Here is a 25,920-nt window from a genome sequence, read left to right as displayed (position 1 = left end):
ATGTCAGGAAAATTTATTGTTATTGAAGGACTTGAAGGTGCCGGTAAGAGCTCAGCAATTGCAAGCGTAGTTACTCATCTACAGGCGAAAGGTGTTCGACCGGAAACCGTACGAGAACCGGGCGGTACGCCGCTGGCGGAGTCTCTGCGGGAACTGGTAAAAAAGAAATGGGACGAGAAAGTCAGTTCAACAACCGAGCTGCTATTAATGTACGCAAGCAGAGTTCAGTTGGTTGATAATGTTATTAAGCCGGCTCTATTAAAAAACCGCTGGGTTATCGGTGATAGGCATGATTTATCCTCACGTGCCTATCAGGGGGGCGGTCGTCAGCTTGGCGATGAGTTATTAGAAAAAGTACGCGAAATAACTCTGGGAAGTTTTAAACCTGACTTAACCCTATTATTGGATGTTGACGAGAAAAAAGGTCTTGAGCGTGCCCGTGAGCGAGGAGACCTGGATCGTATAGAAGAAGAAGATCTGGCATTTTTCCAGCGTACAAGACAAGCCTATTTGAATATAGCAGCAAAAGACCCGACAATTATCGTCATTGATGCTAACCAGCCGATGCTGGATGTACATCAGGCCATACTGCAAGCAATTGAGGAGTATTTGTTTTAATGGCGTTTCCATGGCTGCGGGAACCTTGGTTAAGACTCGTTGCGAGTGCCGATTCAGGTCGGCTTGCTCACGCTTATTATTTGCAACATAACGTTGAGGCTGGTTCAACCGAATTTATTGAACGATTAAATCAGTTCCTGTTGTGCAAACAACCCGGCAAAAGTGCGTGCGGGCAATGTAAGTCATGCTTGCTTTATCAGTCGGGGAACCATCCGGATACCTGGACTATCGACGGCGCCGAAGTCAACCGAATTGGTGTCGATAGTGTTCGTGAACTGCAGCAAAATGTTATGCAGACAGCTAACCAGAGCGGTTTAAAAGTTGCTGTGATACTGCAGGCAGAAAAAATGACGGAACAGGCCGGCAATGCCTTATTGAAGGTTCTGGAAGAGCCACCGTCGGACACTCACTGGCTAGTATCAACAAAAGATGCGGAACGCTTATTACCAACCCTGAGAAGTCGTATGCAATGGATCAGCATTGCTTATCCAGCTTCAGTGCAAAGCGACGAACAGACGGTTTCTGCGAAAACTCTTCTGGACAGTCTTCGCGGTAATAAAGAGTTTCCTGTAATAAAAGATAAAGAAGCAGCTTTAAACTGGCTGGATATATCAGAAAACCTGGTACTAGATTGGCTGCTGATTCACCAAAAGGCGGCTGTTTCGCGTTTGCGATATCAGCAATTAGCGGACGAGCTTCAACAGTTGAGCGGTTTTGATTGGGTGAATATTGCACAGCTCAGTGAATGGGTAGCAGAATGCAGACAGCTACGTCAGAAGTTTCAGGGCTCCACTGGCATTAATTTACCGTTATTATTAGGTTTTGCCTGGAGTCGCTGGTCAAATACTCTTTCGGGTTAGGGGCTCCTTAAAAAGGAGAGCCTTTTGTCTAGTTTTCAATTACATATAAACTCAGCGAGGGAACTTGCTGAGCGCATTATTCCCGAACTTTCTCCTTTGACTCTAATGATACAAACCGGTGCACAGCTTTCAGAAGAAGCTGCTCTGGGAGAGAGCGTCACTCTGGAGCTTAGATATCCTGAACTCGGCCCTAAACCAGTTGATCTATCAGGAAGCATTGCTTTGTGCTTTGAAATTAAGGCGGCTAAAGACTGGGTTGCCGTTACCCTTGGCTCGGAGCAACAAGCTCGAATTCATCAGATCAATTACCTATGCCGCCATCACAGAAACGACTATGGTAAACTCTTTGAGCAATTAATTACGGATTTTTGTCACTCACATTAACGATAAGTGGAGCTATTTATGTTCGTCGACTCGCATTGCCATCTGGATAAAATTAATCCTGAAAAGGCGGGCGCTGATCTAACGCAAATTGTGGAAATGGCAAGAGCCAATAAGGTCGAACACATGCTGTGTGTGTGCGTTACACTTGAAGACTTTCCGGCTATGCAGCAAGCCGTTGCAGGTTTTAACGATGTTTCCATTTCTTGTGGGGTGCATCCTTTATACGTTAAGGACAGCCAGACACCTATCGTAGAGTTGGGTACCAAGTTACGTCAGCTGGCTTCGGCAAATAATGTGGTTGCTATAGGCGAAACGGGTCTGGATTATTTTTATCACCCAGAGTCTAAAGCATTACAACGAGAAAACTTCGAGCAGCATATTGAAATTGCCAAGGATATTAATAAGCCTTTAATTATTCATACGCGTGACGCTCAGGATGACACCCTCTCGTTATTAAAAAATGGCCATGCAGATAAATCCGGCGGTGTTTTGCACTGCTTTACTGAGTCTCTGGATATGGCTAAAAAAGCTATCGATGATCTTGATTTCTATATTTCTATTTCGGGAATCGCTTCATTTCGAAACGCAGAGCAATTGCGTGCAACTATCAAAGCATTACCGCTTGAAAAGCTGCTCATTGAAACCGACAGTCCCTGGTTAGCTCCAGTGCCCCATCGAGGTAAAGAGAACCAGCCAGCCTACGTTATTGACGTTGCTAAATGCGTTGCTGATGTTAAGGGAATTACTTTGGAAGAGGTTGCTAAGACAACAACGGCTAACTATTACAAGCTGTTTAATAACGCTTAATTAGCTGTGCATAACCTGTGTTTTACTTACCTAAAATCAATTAAAAACAGTGAGATAAGCTAAAGCAAAAAAAAGTGCAAAAATATTAGACATCTCTTTAATATTGTCTACACTGAAATTTACCGAACAAATTTTAGGCGAACTATTTTACAATTTTTTATTCATGAGTTAGCGCACGGCTCAACCCTTGAGCCATTCCCCTATACCCGGAACAATTTGGATTGGTTCCGGGTTTTTTTTATTCATTATTTGGCGAAAAGCCTAATAGGGAGCGATCAAAAAAGGCGTTGTATTGGTACAAATAGTTACATGAGCTAACAATATTTGTCATTGAACTTTAGAGTTAAGGAGTCAGCGATGAGTGCGACAGTAGAAAGTAACGAACGTCCAGATTACGACAAGGTTATTGAGGATATCGCAGACTATGTTACAAGTTATGAGGTTAAAAGCGATGAAGCTTGGGATACCGCGCGCAACTGCCTGATGGACACCCTGGGTTGCGGTTTGTTAGCACTGCGATTCCCGGAATGTAGCAAACACCTGGGTCCTTTAGTTGAAGGTACAAGTGTTCCAAATGGCTCCAGAGTGCCGGGAACTCAGTTTCGTATGGATCCTGTCAAGGCGGCTTGGGATATTGGCTGCATTATACGTTGGCTTGATTTCAATGACACCTGGTTAGCTGCCGAGTGGGGACACCCATCCGATAACTTAGGCGGCATACTGGCAACAGCAGATTATATTTCTCAAAACCGCGTCTCTAAAGGTGAAAAGCCGTTAACAATGAAAACGGTTTTGGAAGCTATGATCAAAGCCCACGAAATTCAGGGTAATCTGGCGATAGAAAACAGTTTTAACCGTGTGGGTCTTGATCATGTCGTTCTGGTTAAGGTGGCTTCAACGGCCGTTGTTACTTGGTTAATGGGCGGAACTAAGGAACAAATTATGGCAGCGGTTTCCCAGGCATGGGTTGATGGCCAGTCTTTAAGAACCTATCGTCATGCTCCCAATGCAGGTTCGCGTAAGTCGTGGGCAGCAGGGGACGCCACTTCAAGAGCGGTGCGTTTAGCCGATATGACGATGCGTGGCGAAATGGGTATTCCGGGGGCCCTGACAGCTCCACAATGGGGATTCTATGATGTGCTCTTCAATAAAACGAATAAAGATCAGAACTTAAAACCTAAAGATGACTGGCAGTTTAAGTTCCAACGGGATTATGGCAGTTATGTGATGGAAAATATTTTGTTTAAGTTGTCATTCCCGGCAGAGTTTCATGCGCAGACAGCCTGTGAAGCGGCGGTTACATTACACCCGGAAGTTAAAGACAGAATTGATGAAATAGAGAAGATTGAAATTACTACCCACGAGTCCGCTATTCGAATTATCTCCAAACAGGGCAAACTTGCTAACCCTGCCGACAGAGATCATTGTTTACAATATATGGCAGCCGTTCCCCTAATATTTGGCGAACTGAATGCTGATCACTATGAAAACAGTTTTCATGAAAATCATCCGGTAATTGACACTATCCGGGAGAAAATTCAGGTGATTGAAGACAAACAGTACAGTAAGGACTATCACGACCCGAAAAAGCGTTCGATAGCTAATGCACTACAAGTATTTTTTAAAGACGGTAGTCATACCGACAAGGTTGTGGTGGAGTACCCAATTGGCCATAGACGCCGCAGAGAAGAGGGCGTTCCTGTACTTGAAAACAAGTTTAAGGCAAATTTAGCGACGCGGTTTCCCGAACACAGGGTGAGTTCAATTTTTGAACGTTGCCGTCAACAGTCATCGTTTGAACAGACACCCGTTAATGAGTTTATGGATATGCTCACTATTTAATAGGGCAGCCCCACATCTACGTGGGGCTTTATCCTCGCCAAATGACCAGAATAATGAGTATTGGGCAAACAAACTTAACGTACCAGGGCCATATTTTCCAAAACAAGCTTTTATCAATATTAGGTGAGCCTTGCTGGAGCGCTTTCAGTAAATGGTTTTGGCGCAGTACCCAAGTTAGCATAACGCCAAACACCAATGCCATTATCGGCTGCATGTAAACGGTGCTGAAGGTAATAACGGCGCCAAAAAGAGTTTCAAAATTATAAATAATGGTTGTAGAAATTGCGGTAACGACCAGGGCAATAATCCACACCCCACTACTGCGATCACATTTAGCTTCTTCTCGTAATGCGTTGACAGGAGCTTCAAGCATTGAAATTGACGACGTAATAGCAGCAATAACCATCAACAGGAAAAAGCCGAAAGAGACGAAAAGTCCAGTGTAACCCAGTGCATCAAACATTGCCGGAAGCACGGTAAAAACTAAGGTATCGGCAGACAGTAAACTGCCGTCCTCTGCATAAATGGGAACCCCATTAGATTGAGCGACAAACATCGCAGGTAAAATCAATAAACCCGCTAAAAACGCGACACTGGTATCGATGCCGGCTACCCAGGCTGCCGTTTTAGGAATGTTCTCGGAATTCGACAGATAGGCACCATAAGTCATCATTACGCAGACACCCAGTGACAGGGAGAAAAACGCCTGCCCCATGGCACGAATAATCAGGTTTGGATCCGTTATGGTTGAGAAGTCCGGAACCAGGTACATTTTCAGGCCTTCAATGGCTCCGTCCTGAGTCAATATATAGGCGGACATACCTATCAGCAAAATGAAGAGTAGGGGCATTAGACGTCTTGACCAACGTTCTATTCCATTATTCACGCCTGACCGGACAACGTAAACAGTCAGCAACATGAAGAACACCATGGTTGCCATATTTCTGGACACTGAAAACTCAGTAAACCAAGCGGCGGTTTCCGGCAGACCAATTAAGATCATAAGAGGCTCGATCATATAAGATAAAAGCCAACCGGAAACGATGGCATAGAAGCTCAGTATCAAACTCAGCACAATTAAACCAACAATACCTGCCAGTGCGCCTGAACCTCGAAAAAATGGCTTTTCAGAAAGATTCCTAAGCGACTCAATAGGGTTTTGGCGCCGAATTCTGCCGATAGTAATTTCCGCTACCAGCATAGGGTAAGCCAGAAGTGCAATCATGATTAAATAAACCAATAAAAATGCACCACCGCCGTTACTGGCAGCTTGTGTTGGGAATCCCCAAATATTACCTACACCGACCGCTGAGCCAGCGGCGGCTAATATGAAACCTAATCGCGTTGCGAACGCAGGTGATGAATTTGCCATGGTTCTTCTTATTATTATTTAAGCAATATCAAATTATGGCGGAGTTAATTCGCCGCGTAAATTCTTCTGTAACAGCTTTTGCATTTTGTTTTGGTTTAAGTCTTGCGAAAGCACGTAATGCAGCTTGGTAAGAGCCGCTTCAATGGTCATATCGGCACCGGATACAATACCCAGTTCAGCCAGAGCATTTCCCGTCGCGTAGCCATCCATATTGACACGCCCACGGAAGCACTGCGTGCAGTTAAGAATTGTAATGCCCTGATCTATACCTGTTTCCAGGCTTTTCAGTAAAGCGTTATCCTGCGGCGCATTTCCGACACCGTAACTTTGTAAAATCATTGCCTTTACTGGCTGTTGCAATTGGTTTTGTATAATTTTGGCTGAGATACCAGGGTAAAGCATTACAACCCCAATTGGCTGGGGCGTCATTTCAATGACCTTGAGCTCATGGGTCAAGGGTTCCGAAAGTTCACCAGCGTTCAGCTGAATCTGAATACCCGCTTCAAGTAGGGAGGGGTAATTCGGTGAGGCAAAAGCGTTAAAGCCGTTAGCGTCAGCTTTAGTTGAGCGATTTCCCCGATACAAAGTATTGTTAAAAAACAGACCGACTTCTGGAATAGGGTAGTTAGCTGCAACGTAAAGTGAATTAAGCAAATTAGTCTGACCATCTGAGCGCAGTGCGGCCAGAGGAATTTGAGAGCCAGTTACAATAACGGGCTTACTCAAATTTTGCAGCATAAAGGAGAGAGCTGAAGCTGTATAAGCCATGGTGTCGGTTCCGTGTAGGATCACGAAACCATCGTAGTCTGCGTAGTTTTGTTCAATATCCCGAGCTATGGTTACCCAATCAGATGGTGCCATATTGGATGAGTCCATTAATGGGCAGTATTCATTAATAGTAAATTCCGGCATCTCATCACGAAAGAATTCGGGCATATTTTCAACGCATTGGCTCAGGTGTCCCGCAACCGGAACATAACCCTGAGCTGATTTTTTCATACCGATAGTGCCGCCCGTATAGGCGACGTAAATCTTTTTACGCGGCAAAGTTTACTCCCTTACTCTACAAAGTAACCGCGATAATTCTATCGCGGTTGAGGGCAGAGTGCACAATAAGAGTAAACATTTTTAGGGTCATCAAAGTTCTGCAAAACAGCAGTTTCTGATTTCACTTTGTTCAAAGTACCCATTAACCAGTGCTGTGAACTGATATCCGGCGTTGGCAGGTAATCTGAACTGCTATTAAATAAGTCAGCGAGAAACTTCTCTTTTGAAGATAGCTCTTGCTTCACAATATTCACATCGTAATCATCAATGGCTGCAAGTTCAGCCGCAAGCGCAATGGAATCATCATAATCACCTAATTGGTCAACCAGGCCAAATTCCATAGCTTGCTGTCCCGTCCATATACGACCCTGAGCAACTTCATGAACATCATCACGAGACATATTACGCGCATTGCTGACAATACTTAGGAAGTTTTCGTAAGTGGTTTCAACAGAACGCTGTATGAGTGTTTTCTGATAATCGGTCATTTCTTCAAGCGGATTCAGTGACGAAATCTCGGTGGTACTCACAGTGTCACTGTGAATTCCGATAGCCGCAAAACTGTCTTCTAACGTCATTAACAGGCCAAAGACGCCAATTGAACCAGTAATAGTTGTTGGCGCCGCAACAATTTTGTCTGCATCAGCCGCAATCCAGTAGCCACCAGAAGCCGCTACGGAGCTCATGGACGCAATAACAGGAATGCCGGCTTCTTTTGCCTGTAAAATTTCCTGGCGAATAATTTCCGACGCAAAAGCACTGCCGCCAGGGCTGTCTATTCGAAGCACTATTGCTTTGGTTTGTTCGTTATTACGCGCATCGCGAATAAGCTTTGCTGTGCTGTCTCCACCAATCATACCGGCTTTTTGTGAACCATTAACTATCTGGCCACGAGCAACTATAACGGCAATTTGGTCGCGATCTTTCGGTTTCAGGCTTTCCGGAATGACTTTTTCAGAAGCTAAGTAATTGTCGAAAGTAATATGACGGAATGTATCTTCTTCTTTGTCGTGTCCGGCTAAGTTGATAAGTTCATTGCGGACTTCTGTACGAGTACGCAGAGCATCAACTAAGTTCGTTTCCAACGCCATTTTGGCCATATCGCCATTGGCATTATTAAATGCTGACATGTAGTCATCTATTTTACCGCTTGTAACCAGCGGATTAATGTTTCGGGCAGCGGTAACATCAGCATGGAAAGTTTCCCACAATGCAGAATACAAGAACTGATTGGCTTCGCGCGCTTCATCCGACATATCGTTGCGAATGAAAGGTTCAACCGCGGCTTTAAATTTACCGACTTTGAACACGTGCGGCTGAACTTTAAGTTTGTCCAGTAGTTCCTTAAAGTAAACCTGAGTATAATCAAGCCCTTCGAAAACTACCGCACCCATTGGGTTCAGATAAAGCTGATCGGCGTGCGCCGCCAGGTAGTACTGATGTTGCATATAGTAGTCAGCATTACTGATAATTGGCTTCCCTGAGGTACGGAAATCATTTAATGCATCAGCAACTGCACGCAGTTTATTCAAGCCACTGGGGTATAAGTTTTGGAGGTTGAGGTATAGCGCACCGATACGTTCGTCAGTTTTAGCTTTCTCAATTGAGTCGATAACATCAGACAACAGCACTTCAGGAACTTCGTCTCCGCTCCCCAATGCTTCATTTAGGAACTTATCAAACGGGTCAACCCAGGTCTTTTCTTCAACTAACATGCCATTTGGATTAAGAACCATAATTCCATTTTCAGGAACCTCAATAGGATCTTCTCCCTGCATTAAGCTGGCGATAAAAATTGCCAGAATAATAAAAAACACAAGGTTCAAAATGAACTTGCGAGTACCGTTGATTATTTTCCACAAATAACTGAAGATTGACCCGACTGAACGCATAGTTAATTCTCATTTGCTAATTTAAATTGGCCTTAGCATATCGAATGTCTGAGCCACAGACTAGTCAGAGAATGTAACTAAGCGTTACACATTGAAAAAGGTTGATGTATGAAAGCGGAAGAATTACTAACAACTCGTTCCTCTATGCCGCGTTTAAACGAACCGGGACCTACACAAGAACAGCTCGAATTAATACAGGCAGCAGCCGTGCGAGCACCTGATCACATGGGGCTAACACCTTATCAATTTATTCTATTTCAAGGCAAGGAAAGACAAGTTCTGGCGGACATTTACCAGCAGGCGGCCCGGCTTAACGATTTTTCTGAAACGGTCGTCGAGCAAGCAGGGCAGTTGCCTTTTCGTGCGCCTTTAGTGATAGCTTCGTGTTTACGGCTTCAGGACCATAAAAAAGTCCCGCGTGACGAACAACTTTGTACGGTGGCCTGCGCGACTCACAGTATGCAGCAAGCGGCGTTTGCTCAAGGTATTGGAGCAATTTGGCGGACGGGATGGATGGCTGAGGATGACTTTATCAAGGAGCAACTAGGGTTATCGGTAGATGATGCCATAGTTGGCTTTCTGTACGTAGGGACGCCTGCTGTCCCTACGCCAGTAAAACCGCAAAAAGATCCGTCACCGTTCTTTATAAACGGCAACGACCTGGTGCTGGATTAAAATTCAGCACTTTTCGGAGCTCGTGGGAATGGAATCACGTCACGAATGTTTTGCACACCGGTGACGTAAGCGACTAAGCGTTCAAAGCCCAGACCAAAGCCTGCGTGAGGAACCGTACCGTAACGACGCAAATCTCGGTAGAAACCGTATTCTTCCTTCGGCAGGTTCATTTCTTCAATTCGCTGGTCAAGAACGTCAAGACGCTCTTCACGCGCAGAGCCACCGATGATCTCTCCAATACCCGGAGCCAGAACGTCCATTGCAGCAACGGTTTTGCCATCTTCGTTCTGACGCATATAAAAGGCTTTAATATCACGCGGGTAGTTTTTCAGAATAATCGGTGCACCCACATGTTCTTCGGCTAGATAGCGCTCGTGCTCTGACTGTAAATCCACACCCCATTCAACCGGATACTCAAACTTTTTGTCGCAGTTTTTCAGTATTTCAATGGCATCGGTGTAGTCCATATGCACAAAATCATTATTAACTATGGCTTCCAGACGGCTGATAGCGTCGGGGTTAATGCGCTCGGCAAAAAACGCCATGTCGTCCGGACGTTCTTCAAGTATGGCTTTAAAGACATATTTCAACATAGCTTCTGCTAAACCTGCTATGTCGTCTAATGTTGCAAACGCTAACTCTGGCTCAACCATCCAAAATTCAGACAAGTGACGGCTGGTGTTTGAGTTTTCGGCGCGGAACGTCGGCCCAAAGGTGTAGACTTTAGACAACGAACAGGCATAAGACTCAACGTTTAGCTGACCTGAAACGGTCAGAAAAGCTTCTTTACCAAAAAAGTCTTCTGAAAAATCGACTTCACCTTTGTCTGTTTTTGGAATATTCAGCATATCCAGCGTTGAAACACGGAACATCTCACCGGCACCTTCGCAATCGGAGGTGGTGATGATAGGCGTACTTACCCAAAGATACCCCTGCTCGTGAAAGAAGCGATGAACGGCCTGCGATAACGCATTACGAACACGCATAACGGCACCGGTAATGTTTGTACGGGGACGCAGGTGAGCGTATTCGCGTAAATACTCCATGCTATGACGCTTTGGCGACATAGGGTAGGTGTCCGGATCTTCAACCCAGCCATAGACGTGAACTTTGGTCGCCTGCAATTCAAATGACTGGCCTTTGCCCTGAGAGGGAACAACAACACCCGTAATAGCAACAGAACAACCGGTGGTCAGCTTCTGAACTTCGTTACTGTAATTGGGGAGTTCTGCCGGAACAACGGCCTGAATGGCATCAAAACATGAGCCATCGTGCAGGTTAATAAAGGAAATACCGGCTTTTGAGTCACGGCGAGTGCGGACCCAGCCCCGGACTGTGACGGTTTCATCGACAGCGATTTTTCCTGCCAGAACATCCACTACAGAAGCATACGACATGAGTTGGTTTTCTCCGAAATTTACACTATTTTGCTATAGAAAGGTTGCTATGTTACCTCGGTTTGGCGCAGACTCAAGTATAACCCCTGAGAACAGAGAGAAAAATTATGAAAAGGGGATCCTTAGCGGATTTAAAGCGAGTACCATTTTGGTCCCGCGTTTTAGGATGGCTGTCCATTTTTGGCTGGCTTATCTTTGTGGTTGCTGCCATTGTTTTTAATTATGCGAAACCTGAACGCAATACCATTCTAACCGAAATTTTTGGCATTTCGGTACGTGACTATTGGCACATTACTTTAGGTGACTTATTCGTCATTCTTTTAGTCGTTGGGCTGCTCGTTAGTCTGCTGAGCTTTGTTCTTAATTACGTTCTTTTTCGCCAGGACAAGCAACATTTATGGATTAATATTATGATATTAATCATGAGTTGCTTAGGTGGCTTATCGCTTTATTTCTTTGGCTTCTAAACCTGGCCGCTGTCCTGATTTTCGACATAGTCTTCCATCGCATATGTAAGCTTGCTGAGCTCTTCCGCTGTAATCACATAAGGCGGCATAATGTAGAGCAAACGGCCAAAAGGCCGAATCCAGACACCTAATTCAATAAACCGCTTTTGTGCACTGGCTACGTCAATAGGCTGATGCATTTCCAGTACGCCAATAGCTCCAAATACACGAGCGTCTTTTACTGAATTATATTCTCCTAACGGAAGAAGTTCCTTTTTTAATTGTTTCTCTATTTTTTTGACTTGTTGTTGCCAGTTACCCTCAGCAATAATCGCCAGCGACTCTGCCGCAACCGCACACGCTAAAGGGTTGCCCATGAACGTAGGGCCATGCATCAAAGCACCGCCCCCGGGCCCCTGACCAATAGTTTCTGCCACCTTTTTCGTGGTTAACGTAGCGGCTAATGTCATGTAGCCACCGGTAAGAGCTTTACCCACACAAAGGATATCAGGAGTCACATCGGCGTGTTCACAGGCAAACAACTTACCGGTGCGACCAAAGCCGGTAGCAATTTCATCGGTAATGAGCAACACGTTGTAGTCATCACAAAGTTTGCGTATGAGTTTCAAATATTCTGGGTGATAGAACCGCATGCCGCCAGCGCCCTGAACAATAGGTTCAAGTATTACCGCTGCAAGCTCCTCATGAAACTGTTCAAACCAAAGTCGAAGCTGCTGACCTCCGTCGTCTGTCCATTCGTCATTAGGGGTTAATGTTGGCGCATCCGCAAAAAGCTGTGAGTTAATTGCTTTATTAAACAGATGATGCATGCCGTTGACGGGGTCACAAACTGACATCGCTTTAAAGGTGTCACCATGGTATCCGCCTTTTATTGTCAGCAGCCGATGCTTTTCCGGGCGCTCCTGAGCCAGCCAAAACTGCAGTGCCATTTTTATCGCGACTTCAACGCTTACAGAACCGGAGTCAGCAATGAATACCCGCTCCAGTTCAGCAGGCGTCAAATCGATAAGGCGTTTAGCAAGATCTATCGCGGGCTGATGTGTGATACCGCCAAACATAACGTGGCTCATCTTGTCGATTTGACGGTGTGCCACAGCATCTAAGCGTGGGTTCCGGTACCCGTGAATGACCGCCCACCAAGAGGACATTCCATCAATTACCTGAGAGCCGTTTTCAAGAGTGAGCGAGCAACCTTTCGCAGACTCGACTTTATAAGCGGGTAATGGGTTAAGCATAGAAGTGTAGGGGTGCCAGATATGCTGTCGATCAAACTCAATATCGCTTATGCTCATAAATTAATCTGTTGTAAAGTATATAATTCAAAGTATATTGACAGTGTATCGAGCTGAATTATTCTAGTCGACCATAATTTGCCAAGCATATGAGATTTTCCATGTCACAAGTTCGTAATGACTGGACCATTGAAGAGGTTCAGGAGCTGTTACAAAAGCCATTGAATGATTTAGTTTTTGAAGCACAAACGGTGCATCGCCAGCACTTTAATCCGAACGAAGTTCAGGTCAGTACCTTACTATCGATTAAAACCGGTGCGTGCCCCGAAGACTGCAAATACTGCCCGCAAAGCGCGCATTATCATACGGGGCTGGATCGTGAGCGCTTGATGGCTGTAGAAAGTGTGTTGGCAGAAGCTCAGGCTGCGAAAGAAAAGGGTGCCAGTCGTTTTTGTATGGGCGCCGCATGGCGTAACCCGAAAGACCGCGATATGCCTTACGTTATTGAAATGATAAAAGGCGTCAAAGCATTAGGCTTAGAAAGCTGCATGACACTTGGCATGCTAAGCAATGAACAGGCGAAAATGCTGCAGCAGGCGGGGCTCGATTATTACAATCACAATTTGGATACCTCACCAGAGTTTTACGGTGACATCATTACGACCAGAACTTATCAGGATCGCCTGAATACCCTGAATAATGTTCGCGACGCAGGTATGAAAGTGTGCGCAGGCGGTATTGTTGGTATGGGTGAGAGTGTGACCGATCGTGCGTCTTTATTAGTACAGTTGGCTAACTTACCAAAACATCCTGAAAGTGTTCCCATTAATATGCTGGTAAAAGTTGAAGGTACACCATTTGCCAAGCTGGAAGACTTAGATAACTTTGAGTTTGTACGAACGGTCGCTGTTGCGCGTATTCTAATGCCGGCTTCGCACGTTCGCTTGTCAGCTGGTCGCGAAGACATGAACGACGAAATGCAGGCGTTGTGTTTTCTCGCTGGTGCCAACTCAATATTCTATGGCGAAAAGTTACTGACAACGGCAAACCCTGAAGCAGATGCTGATTTGCGATTATTTGAGCGTCTGGGAATAACACCGGAACAACGTGATGGATACGATGACGAAGTCCATACTGCAGTAATAGAGGACGCTATTCAGGAACAGCAAAACCCTGTGCGCTATTACGACGCTTCATAGTGGAAAAGGCCGTGTCCGTATATCAACGCCGTTTGAAAGAGCGAAAAGGTTCTTCGCTTTTTCGTGTTCGGAAAGTGCGCAGCTCTGACGCTCAGTGGAAGCTAAATTTTAGCACTAATGATTACCTTGGCCTAAGCCAGCATCGGAACATCAGACAAGCTTTTAAGCAGGCTGTTGATATCTGGGGTGTTGGCAGTACAGGCTCGCCTCTACTCAGTGGCTACAGCAGTGCACATCAGGAACTCGAAGAGCTACTGGCTGACTGGTTGGGAAAACCCAGAGCTTTGCTGTTTAACTCGGGTTTTGCTGCGAATCATGGCGTACTGACAACCCTGGTAGATAAGCAACAAAAGATCTTTGCAGACAAACTGGTTCACGCCTCAATTATTGACGGTATGCAGCATAGTGAAGCGCAGTTTAAACGTTACCCCCACAATCAACCTTTGCCCGTCGTTGATAAAGCAAATGCCGGTGACTGGTTGGTTACTGAAGGCGTATTCAGTATGGATGGTGACGCCTGTGACTTGAAGCTAATGGCCTCCTTAAAGCAACAATTTGACTTAAAAGTAATGCTGGATGATGCGCATGGGCTCGGTGCCTATGGTTCTGAAGGACGAGGATCAATAACTGCCGGTTCAGATGCTGTCGATGTGCTGACCGGAACCTTTGGTAAAGCTCTGGGTGTTGGTGGGGCATTTGTCTGTGCAAAAGACGATGAGATTGAAAGCTTGATTCAATTTTGTCGCGACTATATCTATTCGACCGCTATGCCCCCGGCACAGGCTGCGGCAATAAAGTCTTCAATCGAAATTGTACGCAGCGCAGAAGGCGATGAAAGACGCGAACAGCTAGCTCACCGTATTCAGTACTTTCGTGAGCAAATGAAGCAACGCAACTTAAAAATAATTGATTCCAATACCGCAATACAGACCTGGCTATTTGACTCCGATACCGAAGCTCTGGCTATGTCTAAGCAGTTACAGGCTAACGGTTACCTATGTAGCGTAATTCGCCCACCAACGGTGCCGGTTGGGACTTCCCGTATTCGCTTCAGTTTAACTTCCAATATGCCACAGGTAGCTCTTGAGACCTTTTGGCAAGTTGTAGACAGGATCCGCGACAATCTATGAAGCCCATGAATTTTCAGCAAGCTGTTGCGCGCCAGTTCAACAAAGCCGCTAAGCACTATCATCAGCATGCCGATATCCAGCGACTGACTGCGGACAGTCTGTTGAAGCTCGGGCCGAATAGTGCTGAGATTTTGCTGGATGTCGGATGCGGGCCTGCGTCAACCACCGCTCATCTATTACCCCGGACCGAATGCTATATGGGTGTTGATATTGCCCCGGCGATGCTGGCGACAGCAGCAAACAACTACCCAAATCAGGTTTGGCTGAATGGTGAATGGGAAGCTCTGCCGGTCAGTGCTCATTCCGTTGACTGGCTTTTTGCTAATTTATCAGTGCAATGGGTACATCATTTAGAGAAAGCCATGGGCGAGGCTTACCGAGTTCTAAAGCTTGGCGGTGTTGCAACGATTAATACCGTTGTGGAAGGGACTTTCAGTTCATTTATTAAGAGTTGGAATGCAGTTGATGACAGGCAACACACTCAGACATTTCATTCTCCGGAGAAGGTAGAGCGTGAAGTGCGTTTGTTTAACTGGGAGTCTGCCGACTTTAAACTGGAAAAACACATTCAATACTTTGCTAGTTCACGTGAGCTTATGGGAAGTATTAAAGGCGTTGGTGCCAATTATGTCAGACGCACGAATACCTCCGGTTTGATGACCAAGGGGCGTTTACAACAGCTTGAAGATGCATTTGAAAGCTATAGAACAACAGAGGGACTGCCACTTGAATGGTCGGTTCTTAATATCAGGTTAGTTAAGTAACATTGAGTTTAGGTTAATATGAACACTTACTTTATTACAGGAACGGACACCGACACAGGAAAAACCGTTGCTGCATGTGCTTTTGTTCAAAGCTTAGTTAAGCGAGAAAAAAATGTCGCCGTCATGAAGCCGGTAGCTTCGGGTTGTTACTGGCAAAACGGTCAGTTAGTGAATGAGGATGCTTTGAATTTAATGCAACACAGTAATACAGCCTTCGGTTATGACCGGGTTAATCCTTATACTTTTAAGGCTGCTATTGCGCCACATATCGCAGCTACTGATAACGGTGTTGTAATAGAAAAAGAAAAATTAATGACTGCCGTTGAGTGGTTTCGTCAGCAACCGATTGACAGTCTGGTGATAGAAGGCGCAGGGGGGTGGCAATTACCTCTGGCCCCGGGACTACGTATGCCCGAGGTTGTAAAAGATATCAATGCCCGAGTCATTTTGGTGGTTGGATTAAAACTGGGCTGCCTGAATCATGCTTTGCTTAGCCTTCAGTCAATACGACAGGAAGGCTGTGACGTTGTTGGATGGATAGCTGTACAAACGGGCCCGGAACCAATGCCAAGACAAGAGGAAAATCTAGCCTCGTTACGCGAACTGCTCTGCACTCAGGAGCTTGCTTATATACCTTATGTACCGGATTGGCCGGAAAAAGATTTGACCATTTATTTTCGCAAACACGATTGAAATTTGGCGAAATAACCCCACATAACTTAGCAGATTAAGTTCCCTCTGGAGTACGGACAATGAAAAGAATTTTGCTGTTTTTAGCCACTAACCTGGCCATTTTGCTGGTAGTTAGTGTGGTCTTTAACATTGTGATTGCAGCAACCGGAATTGACGCTCAGGGGTCAGTCGGACTATTAGTTTTTTGTGCGTTGTTTGGTTTTGGTGGTGCTTTTGTATCGCTTTGGATTTCACGCTGGATGGCTTTGCGCTCAACCGGTGCCCGGGTTATCGAGCAACCACAGAATCAGTCTGAAGAATGGCTGCTTCGCACAGTACAACAGCAGGCACAAAAAGCCGGACTTCCTATGCCTCAAGTCGCGGTTTATCAGTCTCCGGAACCTAATGCTTTTGCTACCGGCCGCAGTAAGAATGCTTCTTTAGTTGCGGTCAGCACGGGCTTATTACAGAACATGAACGCAGATGAAGTTGAAGCCGTTCTGGCACACGAAGTGAGTCACATTGCTAACGGCGATATGGTAACGCTGACGTTAATTCAGGGCGTGATCAACACCTTCGTGATGTTTTTTGCACGGATAATTGCCAGCGCGTTGATGCGTGGTGGAAATAATCAACGAGGTGGCGGCTTTGCTTATTATGGCGTTGTTATGCTTCTTGAAATTGTCTTTGGGGTATTAGCCAGCACTATTGTTATGTGGTTCTCGCGTCAGCGTGAGTTCAGAGCCGATGCGGGCTCTGCGGACTTAGTTGGTAAACAAAAGATGATTGCCGCTTTACGTCGCTTGCAACAAGGTAAGGAATCTCAGCTTGACGGTACCATGCTGGCGTTCGGTATTAATGGTAAACGCTCGACCATATCGAAATTGTTTATGAGTCATCCGCCTTTGGATGAGCGCATTCATGCTCTTGAGCAACGGCGTTAGTCGTTGCTTTTCAAGGGATACAGCGGTACATTCTTAGTTCTTACTCACCGATAAAACGGATAAATTTTTGTTATGGCCCAGTGGAGTGCGCGCAGTTGGCGCGATAAGCCAATTGAACAACAGCCGAAATACTCAGATCCGTCGCAATTACACGCTGTAGAACAGCAGCTTAGTCAATTTCCGCCTCTTGTATTCGCTGAAGAAATACGGGCGCTAAGAAACCAGCTTAAGAATGTCTGTGAAGGAGAAGGCTTCCTGTTACAGGGTGGTGACTGCGCAGAATCTTTTAGTGATTTTAACGCCCCTAAAATTCGTGACACCTTTAAAGTGATTCTGCAAATGGCCATCGTCATGACGTTTGCAGGCTCCTGTCCGGTGACAAAAGTGGCTCGTATGGCAGGCCAGTACGCCAAACCGCGCTCAAGTGACTTTGAAACTGTCGGTGATCTAAGTTTGCCCAGCTATCGTGGTGATATCATTAACGGACCAGAGTTTGTCGACGCCGCTCGTCAACCCGACCCTGAACGTATGCTTAAGGCATATCACCATTCTGCAGCAACTTTAAACTTACTTCGTGCATTTGCACAGGGTGGTTTGGCCAACTTACATAAAGTGCACAAGTGGAACTTAAGTTTTCTCGCGTCAAACCCGTTAAAAGAACGCTACCAACAAATTGCCGAAGAAATACAGTCTGCTTTGCGTTTTATGGAAGTGTTGGGAATAAACGCAGATAACAACGCAACCATTCATGAGACGTCACTGTTCACCTCTCATGAGGCTTTATTATTGCCTTACGAGCAAGCTTTGACGCGCACAGACACCTTAACAGGGCTTCCGTATGACTGTTCTGCGCACATGGTCTGGATTGGTGAGCGTACCCGCAAGCTGGATCAAGCCCATGTTGAATTTATGCGCGGTATTCATAACCCGATTGGTGTGAAAGTAGGCCCAACCATGCCAGCCGACGAGCTTATTGCACTACTCGACATACTGAACCCTGATAACGAGCCTGGTCGTTTAACGCTTATTACCCGTATGGGGGCTGACAATCTGGCCAATAAGCTGCCGGAACTGGTACGTCGGGTTAAGCAGGAAGGCCGAAACGTAGTGTGGTCCAGTGACCCAATGCACGGCAATACCATTAAAGCGGATAATGGTCTGAAAACTCGCAATTTTGACGCCATACATAAAGAATTAAGACATTTCTTTGCTATTCACCAGGCGGAAGGCACTTACCCTGGTGGTATTCACTTAGAAATGACAGGTGAGGATGTTACCGAATGTACCGGTGGCGCTTACCGTATCAGTGAAGCGGATTTATCCAGCCGTTATCGCACACAATGCGATCCGCGACTGAACGCTGATCAAGTGTTAGAATTGGCGTTCTTAGTCGCCGAGTCATTAAAAGCAGCCCGCAACGGCGAGGGCTGATAGTCTCCTTTAACCGATTATTTAAGAGGTATATTGTTGTATGTCGCAACAGGTAGAAGTGTTATTTGAAAACTTGTGGCAAGATTATTTATCACGGACACCTTCAGCAAAGAAGGTTCATCAAATTTTAGGAGAAGGGCATCCTATAGTGAATGATCACGTTGCCTTTCGTACCTTCGATATCAGTCCGGTAGGCTTAGAAGTATTGGCTCAGCACTTTTTAGACTTGGGCTATAAAGAAGGTGGTGATTACCACTTTGAAGCGAAGAAGCTTCGTGCAAAACATTTTGAGCATGAAGACCCTGAACTACCAAAAGTGTTTATCAGCGAGTTGATGACTGCTGAATTCTCAGAAGAGCTGCAAAAGAAAGTGAAAGACATGGTGGCTCAAGTGTCAGTTGAAGACACGAAGAAGTCAGATTTCTTGTACTCAGGGACGCACTGGAAAGTCAGCCACGCTGATTATCAGGCTTTGTTAGAAGAAAGTGAGTACGCAGCCTGGATGGCAGCGTTTGGTTATTGTGCCAACCACTTCACGGTCAGTGTGAATCAACTGCCCGGATATGAGTCTCTTGAACAAGTGAACCAGAAGTTGAAAGACAATGGCTTTAAACTGAATGACTCTGGTGGCGAAATTAAAGGTTCTCCGGAAGTTTACCTGGAACAGTCATCAACCATGGCCGATCGCCACCCGGTTGAGTTTTCTGATAAGACTGCTGAGATCCCCAGCTGCTTCTATGAGTTTGCTAAGCGCTACGAAATTGAAAACGGCAAGCTGTATACCGGCTTTGTCGCAGCGTCAGCAGATAAAATTTTTGAAAGCACCAACGCTAACTAGTTTCATTGTCCCAAAAAGAATAGGGCGGCATTAATAGCGATGCCGCTCTAAGTTTGTTTTAGCCAGAATTTTTGCCGCAATTTCTTCCACGGAATAGTGCGTTGAATTAATAAAGGGTATAGCCTCGCGGCTGTAAAGCCTTTCTACTTCTGCAAGTTCAAATCGGCATTGAGCCATTGAGGCGTACTGACTGCCTTCTCGTCGTTGACTTCTTATTTCATGTAGCCGTTGTGAAGAGAGGGTTAAACCAAATAACTTATGACGATGTAGCTTCAGTTCTTTAGGTAATTGTAACCGTTCAAAATCATCATCATCGGTCAACGGATAGTTCGCAACCTTAATACCATACTGCATGGCAAGGTATAAGCTGGTTGGTGTTTTCCCCGTACGAGACACCCCAATTAAAATCAAATCGGCTTTATCCAGTTGATTCAGGCGCTTCCCGTCATCGTTATCCAGAGCATAATTAATCGCATCTATTCGAAAGTTGTAGTTTTTATGTACGCCATGGGTACGATGCGTTTTAGGTTGAGCTTTAGCTCCCAGCTCTTTTTCTACTGGCGCGATGAAATGATCCAGAAAGTCATAACATATGCCACCACAGTCAGTGATCTTGGCTTTCAGCTTCTCATTTACGAAAGTATGGAAGATTAAAGGAGGCTCACCACTGTCTAAAACGGCCTTTTTTATTGTTTTACACACTTCATCGGCTTTTTTCTGATTATCGATAAAAGGCAATGTTTTGTGTTCAAAAGTGACAGGGAACATCGATAAAAGCGCGTGACCAAAGGCCTCGGCGGTCAGTGCCGTACCGTCAGAAATGTAAAACGCATAGCGCACAGGCGGATCTCTTTTTAAGCGATTGAAGGTTCGATATTAACTTGTTGGGCCGCAGCGTGTAAAATAGTAGTCACTTCCATGCCGAAAAAATCAATTAAGGATTGTGACGTGCAAGAATACGTAGTTTGGTACCAACATCTGGGAATGCAGGACGTAAACCGAGTCGGTGGTAAAAATGCCTCACTGGGTGAAATGATCAGTAACTTAGCCGGAGCAGGGGTTGAAGTTCCCGGTGGTTTTGCAACAACGGCAGACGCCTATAACCAGTTTCTGGAGCAAAGCGGCTTAAACGATCGTATTCACGATTTGCTCGACACACTTGATGTTGACGATGTTCAGGCCTTAGCAAAGGCTGGTAAGGAAATTCGTCAGTGGATCATCGATACGCCGTTCCAACCGGAATTTGAAGCTGCCATAAAGGACGCTTTTTCCGAACTTAGCGAAAATAACGATGAATTTAGTTTTGCGGTACGCAGCTCCGCAACGGCTGAAGACATGCCGGATGCCTCGTTTGCCGGCCAGCAGGAAACCTTCCTGAACGTACGTGGTCTGGGTAGCGTTATGGAGGCTATTAAGCACGTATTCGCCTCTTTGTTTAACGACCGCGCTATTTCATACCGTGTTCATCAGGGCTACGACCACCGCGGTGTTGCCCTGTCAGCAGGTATACAGCGTATGGTACGCAGTGACATTGCCTCTTCCGGGGTTATGTTCAGCATTGACACTGAATCAGGCTTTGATGATGTGGTTTTCATTACCTCATCTTTCGGTCTTGGTGAGATGGTTGTACAAGGTGCGGTTAATCCGGACGAATTCTACGTGCATAAGCCAACGTTAAAAGCAGGGCGTCCTTCGGTACTGCGTAGAACGCTGGGCAGCAAAAAAATCCAGATGATCTTCTCTGACGACAGAGAGCATGGAAAGCAGACAGTCATTGAAGACATCGAAAAGTCGAAAAGTCTGACCTTCTCGATAACCGATGAAGAAGTTGAAGATTTGGCTAAACAGGCTCTGATTATTGAAGAACACTACGGTCGTCCAATGGACATCGAGTGGGCAAAAGACGGCATTGACGGCAAACTTTATATTGTTCAGGCACGCCCCGAAACGGTTCAGTCAAACCAAAAAGGGCAAGCTATTGAGCGCTTTGCACTAAAAGCGAAAAGTGATGTTGTCTGCACCGGACGTGCCATAGGCCAGCGTATTGGCCGTGGTGTTGCTCGTGTGCTGAATGACATTAGCGAAATGGATAAGGTCCAGCCGGGCGATGTTTTAGTTACCGATATGACCGACCCTGACTGGGAACCGGTTATGAAGCGCGCGGCTGCAATTGTTACTAACCGTGGTGGCCGTACTTGTCACGCCGCTATTATTGCACGCGAACTGGGCATTCCGGCGGTTGTTGGTTGCGGTGATGCAACTGACCATATCAGTAATGGACAAGCGGTTACGGTTTCTTGTGCTGAAGGCGACACGGGTTATATCTACCAGGGCGAACTGGACTTCGATATCACCGAGTCACAAATTGATGCTATGCCAGATCTACCCTTAAAAATTATGATGAACGTGGGCAACCCGGACAGAGCGTTCGATTTTGCCAGCTTGCCCCATGCCGGTATTGGCCTGGCTCGCCTGGAGTTTATTATTAACCGAATGATAGGCGTTCACCCTAAAGCCTTGCTAAATTACGACCAGCAAAGCGATGATCTTAAAAAGACGATTGATAGCATGATGGCTGGTTATAGCAGCCCTCGCGAATACTACGTGGCACGTTTAGCTGAAGGCATTTCTACCTTAGGTGCCGCATTCTCACCAGAACGCGTCATTGTGCGTATGTCTGACTTTAAGTCGAACGAATACGCCAACCTTATCGGCGGAAAGCAGTATGAACCTGGCGAAGAAAACCCAATGCTGGGTTTCCGTGGTGCATCTCGTTATATCTCTGAAGAATTCCGCGACTGCTTTGCACTGGAGTGTGAAGCAATTAAACGCGTTCGTAACGATATGGGTCTGACCAATATCGAAATCATGATCCCATTTGTCAGAACTCTTGAAGAAGGTCGCAAGGTTATTGAACTTCTTGCCGAACAGGGACTGGTTCAGGGCGAAAATGGTTTACGCGTTATTATGATGTGTGAGCTGCCTTCTAACGCTCTGTTGGCAGACGAATTTCTCGACATCTTCGACGGTTTCTCTATTGGTTCTAACGACTTAACCCAGTTAACTTTAGGTCTGGATCGTGATTCCGGCGTTATCGCACATTTATTTGATGAGCGTAACGAAGCGGTGAAAAAGCTGCTGGCAATGGCCATTCAAACGGCCAAGAAGCGCGGTAAATACGTCGGTATTTGTGGTCAGGGGCCGTCGGATCATCCTGATTTTGCCGCCTGGTTGGTAGAACAGGGGATCGATTCGGTATCACTGAACCCGGATACCGTTATTGAGACATGGATGTACTTGGCGGACCACCTGTAAAAATGACAGTATTACCCAAGGTTGCTGCTGAAAACGCTTTACCAGAGAACTACCGGCACTTTATAGAGCAGTTAAAAGAGTCGGGGTTCGCTGGTGAAATTGATGTCAGTTACTCTGGCCGTTTAATTGCGGCTACGGATAACAGCGTTTATCAAAGTCTGCCTCAGGCAGTGTTGTACCCACTGCATCATGCCGACCTTGTTTTATTAATGAAGCTTGCTGGTGAGGAGAGTAACAGCAGTGTGCAGTTCTCTCCCCGAGGCGGCGGAACCGGCACTAATGGACAGTCGTTAACCTCAGGTGTTGTGGTTGATCTAAGCCGACACATGAATAAAGTGCTTGAAGTTAACCCTAAGGAAGGTTGGGTTAAAGTTCAGGCTGGTGTGGTTAAAGATAAGCTCAATGATATTTTAAGGCCTCACGGCTACTTCTTTTCACCTGACCTTTCTACCAGCAATCGCGCGACTCTGGGTGGCATGATTAATACCGACGCCTCAGGTCAGGGCTCGTTAGTTTACGGTAAAACCAGTGATCATATTCTTGGCCTGAAAACCGTATTACTTGATGGGCATGTACTAGACAGCGGTCCGGTTTCGCTAGAGCAAGCGGAAAGTATCGCTCGCCAGGACAACCGAATAGCTCGCATTTACCGCCAGGTGATAGACACCTGTGTTGGTGAAGAAACTCATATTCGTGAAAAGTTTCCGCCTTTAAACCGGTTCCTGACCGGATACGATTTAAAGCATGCCTATGACCCTGGAGATCAAAAAATTGATGTTTCTCGAGTCATCGCCGGCTCGGAAGGGACCTTAGGCTTTGTCAGCGAAGCTAAGCTGAATATCACTCCCATTCCTAAGCACAGAGTGCTGGTTAATGTTAAATATTCAAACTTTCAGTCTGCACTAGAGAATTCTCCTTTCTTAGTTGAAGCTAAAGCAACTTCAGTAGAAACCGTTGACAGTACGGTGCTTGATCTTGCGCGTGAGGATATCATTTGGAAGTCGGTTGAACCTTTACTTTCCGATGTTGAAGGTCAGCGGATGGACGGTATCAACATGGTTGAGTTTACCGGGCTTGATCAAGAGGAAATAGACGAGAAGGTCGGTTCGTTAACCAAACGTCTGGATAAACTGATTAAAAGCAAAGACAACAAAGGTGTTATTGGTTATCAAATTTGTGATGACCTGCCGAGTATACAGCTGATTTATGCTATGCGTAAAAAGTCGGTGGGTTTATTAGGTGCGACAAAAGGCCGACGTAAACCCGTTGCTTTTGCCGAAGACACGGCGGTTCCTCCTGAAAAACTGGCTGACTTTATTAATGAGTTTAGGGCGCTATTAGATGCTAAAAGCCTGCACTACGGAATGTTCGGGCATGCAGACGCCGGTGTTTTACACGTACGGCCAGCCCTGGACATGTGTGAGCCGGACGATGAAGTCCTGCTTAGAGAAATTAGTGACCAGGTGGCAGAATTAACCCAGAAGTATGGCGGACTCATGTGGGGCGAGCACGGAAAAGGTTATCGCTCCGAATACGCCCCCGCTTTTTTTGGAGAGCACCTTTATAAAGAATTGCAGAAAATTAAGGCGAGTTTTGACCCGTTTAACCAATTGAACCCCGGGAAAATTTGCACGCCTCTGAATACGGATGCGCAATTAGTCTCTGTTGACGCAGTAAAACGAGGCTTTTTTGACAGGCAGATTCCAATAGCAACCAGAAACAGCTACAAAAATGCAATGGACTGTAACGGTAATGGCTTGTGTTTCAATTATGACCCCAAGTCCGCTATGTGCCCCTCGTATAAAGTCACACGGGACCGTCGTTATTCTCCTAAAGGTCGGGCAGGGCTTCTGCGCGAATGGTTACGGTTGACCCATAACGCGGGTTATGACGCCACTCAAAGGCCTCAGCCGGTAAGCTTTGCTAAACGCCAGCTAAACCGACTTACAGGGCGAAGCGATTTTAGTCATGAAGTAAAACAGTCGATGGATAAATGTCTGGCGTGCAAAGCTTGTACGAATCAGTGTCCGGTTAATGTCGATGTCCCAACATTTCGTGCGCGTTTTTACGATCATTATTACAGTAAATACGCTCGTCCATTAAAGGACTACTTAGTAAAGGGCATAGAAAAAACGGCGCCTCTTGCAAGTCAGTTCCCTGTTTTGAGTAATTTGCTGATTAATAACCCTATAAGCCGGGTTATCCTTAAATACGGTGTGGGTTATGTCGATACACCTTTATTTTCAACGCCCAATTTGAGAACTGCATGGAAGCGTCACGGCCTCGTTGAGCTAACAACAGAACAAGTTCTGAGTTTAACTGAAAGAGAACGCGAACAGGCGGTTGTTATTGCGCAGGATCCTTTTACCACATTCTATGAGGCTGACTTTGTATTAAAGCTGGGGCGACTCATTAAGAAGCTCGGTTTTACTCCGGTTTTACTGCCTTTTATAGGGCATGGTAAAGCACAGCATGTCAAAGGTTTCCTTAGTGATTTCGACAAAACGGCGACTAAAGTTACTGAGCAATTGAAACCGCTTTCCGATGCAGGAATTCCACTGATTGGGCCAGACAGCTCTACGGCTTTGATATTCAGAGATGAATACCGAAAATCAAACGGAGGTCAGTTGCCAGAGGTTGAGGTAATGACCGTAGTTGAATGGTTAAGCACGCTAAACTTTGAGAAAGCCGGGCCAACCAGCACCAGCAATTATGGACTGCTGTTGCACTGTACAGAGCAAAGCTTTGTTCCAGAGTCGGCGCAACAATGGCAAGAATTGTTCAGTAAATTAGGGTTAACACTGGATATCGTTAATGTTGGTTGTTGTGGTATGGCGGGAACTTTTGGTCACGAAAAACAGAACCAGAGTGACAGCTTCGGCCTTTATGAAATGGGGTGGCAGCAGGCAGTTCAGCAATACGGCAGCAGCGGTGTGCTGGTAACCGGGTTCTCATGCCGGTCTCAAATAAAACGGATAGAAAAAAAGCGGGTGAAACACCCGCTTGAAATCATCTTACAAAGCCTGAGTTAAAT

General features: G+C 45.8%; 22 protein-coding genes. 16 read left to right on the top strand and 6 right to left on the bottom strand.

Annotated elements, in window-relative coordinates:
* The 5 genes from tmk to ACP7FG_RS01955 all read left to right on the top strand — a co-directional run bounded on the left by tmk (position 1) and on the right by ACP7FG_RS01955 (position 4,511).
* Positions 1-618, top strand: coding sequence for a dTMP kinase (gene tmk / locus ACP7FG_RS01975; protein WP_054487661.1), 618 nt, complete (start codon positions 1-3; stop codon positions 616-618).
* The gene (locus tag ACP7FG_RS01970; protein WP_439225353.1) at positions 618-1,478 is read left to right on the top strand and encodes a DNA polymerase III subunit delta'; all 861 of its coding nucleotides are present in this window, start codon (positions 618-620) and stop codon (positions 1,476-1,478) included. The genes tmk and ACP7FG_RS01970 overlap by 1 nt, the downstream gene beginning before the upstream one ends.
* Positions 1,479-1,502: 24 nt before the next feature.
* Positions 1,503-1,862, top strand: coding sequence for a hypothetical protein (locus ACP7FG_RS01965; protein ID WP_054487665.1), 360 nt, complete (start codon positions 1,503-1,505; stop codon positions 1,860-1,862).
* An 18-nt stretch (positions 1,863-1,880) separates the two neighbouring features.
* Positions 1,881-2,669 (top strand): TatD family hydrolase, encoded by a 789-nt coding sequence (locus ACP7FG_RS01960; protein WP_222236945.1) that lies wholly within the window; start codon positions 1,881-1,883, stop codon positions 2,667-2,669.
* Positions 2,670-3,026: 357 nt separating this feature from the next.
* The gene (locus ACP7FG_RS01955) at positions 3,027-4,511 is read left to right on the top strand and encodes a bifunctional 2-methylcitrate dehydratase/aconitate hydratase (protein ID WP_439225352.1); all 1,485 of its coding nucleotides are present in this window, start codon (positions 3,027-3,029) and stop codon (positions 4,509-4,511) included.
* 28 nt (positions 4,512-4,539) lie between these two features.
* On the opposite strand, the gene ACP7FG_RS01950 is transcribed toward ACP7FG_RS01955, so the two are convergent.
* The 3 genes from ACP7FG_RS01950 to sppA are packed head-to-tail and all read right to left on the bottom strand — an operon-like array spanning position 4,540 to position 8,822.
* Positions 4,540-5,883, bottom strand: coding sequence for a sodium-dependent transporter (locus ACP7FG_RS01950; protein WP_199495165.1), 1,344 nt, complete (start codon positions 5,881-5,883; stop codon positions 4,540-4,542).
* Between the two features lie 33 nt (positions 5,884-5,916).
* Entirely contained in the window at positions 5,917-6,930 is a 1,014-nt protein-coding gene (ansA, locus tag ACP7FG_RS01945) for an asparaginase (protein WP_054487673.1), read from the bottom strand.
* 38 nt (positions 6,931-6,968) lie between these two features.
* A complete protein-coding gene (gene sppA, locus ACP7FG_RS01940) occupies positions 6,969-8,822 on the bottom strand; it encodes a signal peptide peptidase SppA (RefSeq protein WP_439225351.1) in 1,854 nt (617 codons plus the stop codon).
* A 108-nt stretch (positions 8,823-8,930) separates the two neighbouring features.
* Between sppA and ACP7FG_RS01935 the strand changes: the two genes are divergently transcribed.
* The gene (locus tag ACP7FG_RS01935; protein ID WP_439225350.1) at positions 8,931-9,497 is read left to right on the top strand and encodes a nitroreductase family protein; all 567 of its coding nucleotides are present in this window, start codon (positions 8,931-8,933) and stop codon (positions 9,495-9,497) included.
* On the opposite strand, the gene asnS is transcribed toward ACP7FG_RS01935, so the two are convergent.
* Positions 9,494-10,894 carry an asparagine--tRNA ligase gene (gene asnS / locus ACP7FG_RS01930; RefSeq protein ID WP_054487679.1) on the bottom strand — a complete coding sequence of 467 codons (1,401 nt, stop codon included), beginning with the start codon at positions 10,892-10,894 and terminating at the stop codon, positions 9,494-9,496. The two genes, ACP7FG_RS01935 and asnS, sit on opposite strands and share 4 nt — an antisense overlap.
* 107 nt (positions 10,895-11,001) lie before the next feature.
* Here asnS and ACP7FG_RS01925 point away from each other — a divergent pair, with 107 nt between their 5' ends.
* Positions 11,002-11,361 (top strand): hypothetical protein, encoded by a 360-nt coding sequence (locus tag ACP7FG_RS01925; protein WP_222236948.1) that lies wholly within the window; start codon positions 11,002-11,004, stop codon positions 11,359-11,361.
* On the opposite strand, the gene bioA is transcribed toward ACP7FG_RS01925, so the two are convergent.
* Complete coding sequence (gene bioA, locus ACP7FG_RS01920; protein WP_439225349.1) at positions 11,358-12,653, bottom strand: adenosylmethionine--8-amino-7-oxononanoate transaminase; 1,296 nt, start codon at positions 12,651-12,653, stop codon at positions 11,358-11,360. The genes ACP7FG_RS01925 and bioA overlap by 4 nt on opposite strands.
* Before the next feature lie 101 nt (positions 12,654-12,754).
* On the opposite strand from bioA, the gene bioB reads away from it, so the two are divergent.
* The 7 genes from bioB to ACP7FG_RS01885 all read left to right on the top strand — a co-directional run bounded on the left by bioB (position 12,755) and on the right by ACP7FG_RS01885 (position 19,571).
* Positions 12,755-13,792: a biotin synthase BioB gene (gene bioB / locus ACP7FG_RS01915; RefSeq protein ID WP_082332139.1), complete on the top strand. Its 1,038-nt coding sequence runs from the start codon at positions 12,755-12,757 to the stop codon at positions 13,790-13,792.
* 11 nt (positions 13,793-13,803) lie between these two features.
* Complete coding sequence (locus ACP7FG_RS01910) at positions 13,804-14,922, top strand: aminotransferase class I/II-fold pyridoxal phosphate-dependent enzyme (RefSeq protein WP_439225348.1); 1,119 nt, start codon at positions 13,804-13,806, stop codon at positions 14,920-14,922.
* Between the two features lie 5 nt (positions 14,923-14,927).
* Entirely contained in the window at positions 14,928-15,686 is a 759-nt protein-coding gene (locus tag ACP7FG_RS01905) for a methyltransferase domain-containing protein (protein WP_439225347.1), read from the top strand.
* A gap of 18 nt (positions 15,687-15,704) precedes the next feature.
* Entirely contained in the window at positions 15,705-16,379 is a 675-nt protein-coding gene (gene bioD / locus ACP7FG_RS01900; RefSeq protein ID WP_439225346.1) for a dethiobiotin synthase, read from the top strand.
* Between the two features lie 59 nt (positions 16,380-16,438).
* Positions 16,439-17,302, top strand: a complete 864-nt coding sequence (htpX, locus tag ACP7FG_RS01895) for a protease HtpX (protein ID WP_222236953.1) — start codon at positions 16,439-16,441, stop codon at positions 17,300-17,302.
* 72 nt (positions 17,303-17,374) lie between these two features.
* Positions 17,375-18,733, top strand: coding sequence for a class II 3-deoxy-7-phosphoheptulonate synthase (locus ACP7FG_RS01890; RefSeq protein ID WP_054487693.1), 1,359 nt, complete (start codon positions 17,375-17,377; stop codon positions 18,731-18,733).
* Between the two features lie 40 nt (positions 18,734-18,773).
* On the top strand, positions 18,774-19,571 hold the full coding sequence (locus tag ACP7FG_RS01885; RefSeq protein ID WP_054487695.1) for a DUF1338 domain-containing protein: 798 nt from the start codon (positions 18,774-18,776) through the stop codon (positions 19,569-19,571).
* 30 nt (positions 19,572-19,601) lie between these two features.
* Here the strand turns inward: ACP7FG_RS01885 and ppsR are convergent, their stop codons facing one another.
* Positions 19,602-20,411: a posphoenolpyruvate synthetase regulatory kinase/phosphorylase PpsR gene (ppsR, locus tag ACP7FG_RS01880; RefSeq protein ID WP_439225345.1), complete on the bottom strand. Its 810-nt coding sequence runs from the start codon at positions 20,409-20,411 to the stop codon at positions 19,602-19,604.
* A 108-nt stretch (positions 20,412-20,519) separates the two neighbouring features.
* On the opposite strand from ppsR, the gene ppsA reads away from it, so the two are divergent.
* On the top strand, positions 20,520-22,886 hold the full coding sequence (gene ppsA / locus ACP7FG_RS01875) for a phosphoenolpyruvate synthase (RefSeq protein WP_439225344.1): 2,367 nt from the start codon (positions 20,520-20,522) through the stop codon (positions 22,884-22,886).
* Positions 22,887-22,888: 2 nt separating this feature from the next.
* The gene (ydiJ, locus tag ACP7FG_RS01870; RefSeq protein ID WP_439225343.1) at positions 22,889-25,918 is read left to right on the top strand and encodes a D-2-hydroxyglutarate dehydrogenase YdiJ; all 3,030 of its coding nucleotides are present in this window, start codon (positions 22,889-22,891) and stop codon (positions 25,916-25,918) included.
* The last annotated feature ends 2 nt before the right edge of the window (positions 25,919-25,920 follow it).

Origin of the sequence: Idiomarina sp. ST10R2A5 (assembly GCF_051842325.1) — a bacterium.
GTDB classification, from domain to species: domain Bacteria; phylum Pseudomonadota; class Gammaproteobacteria; order Enterobacterales; family Alteromonadaceae; genus Idiomarina; species Idiomarina abyssalis.
Note: the sequence above shows the minus strand (reverse complement) of the source record. Positions and strands in the feature narration are given on the sequence as shown.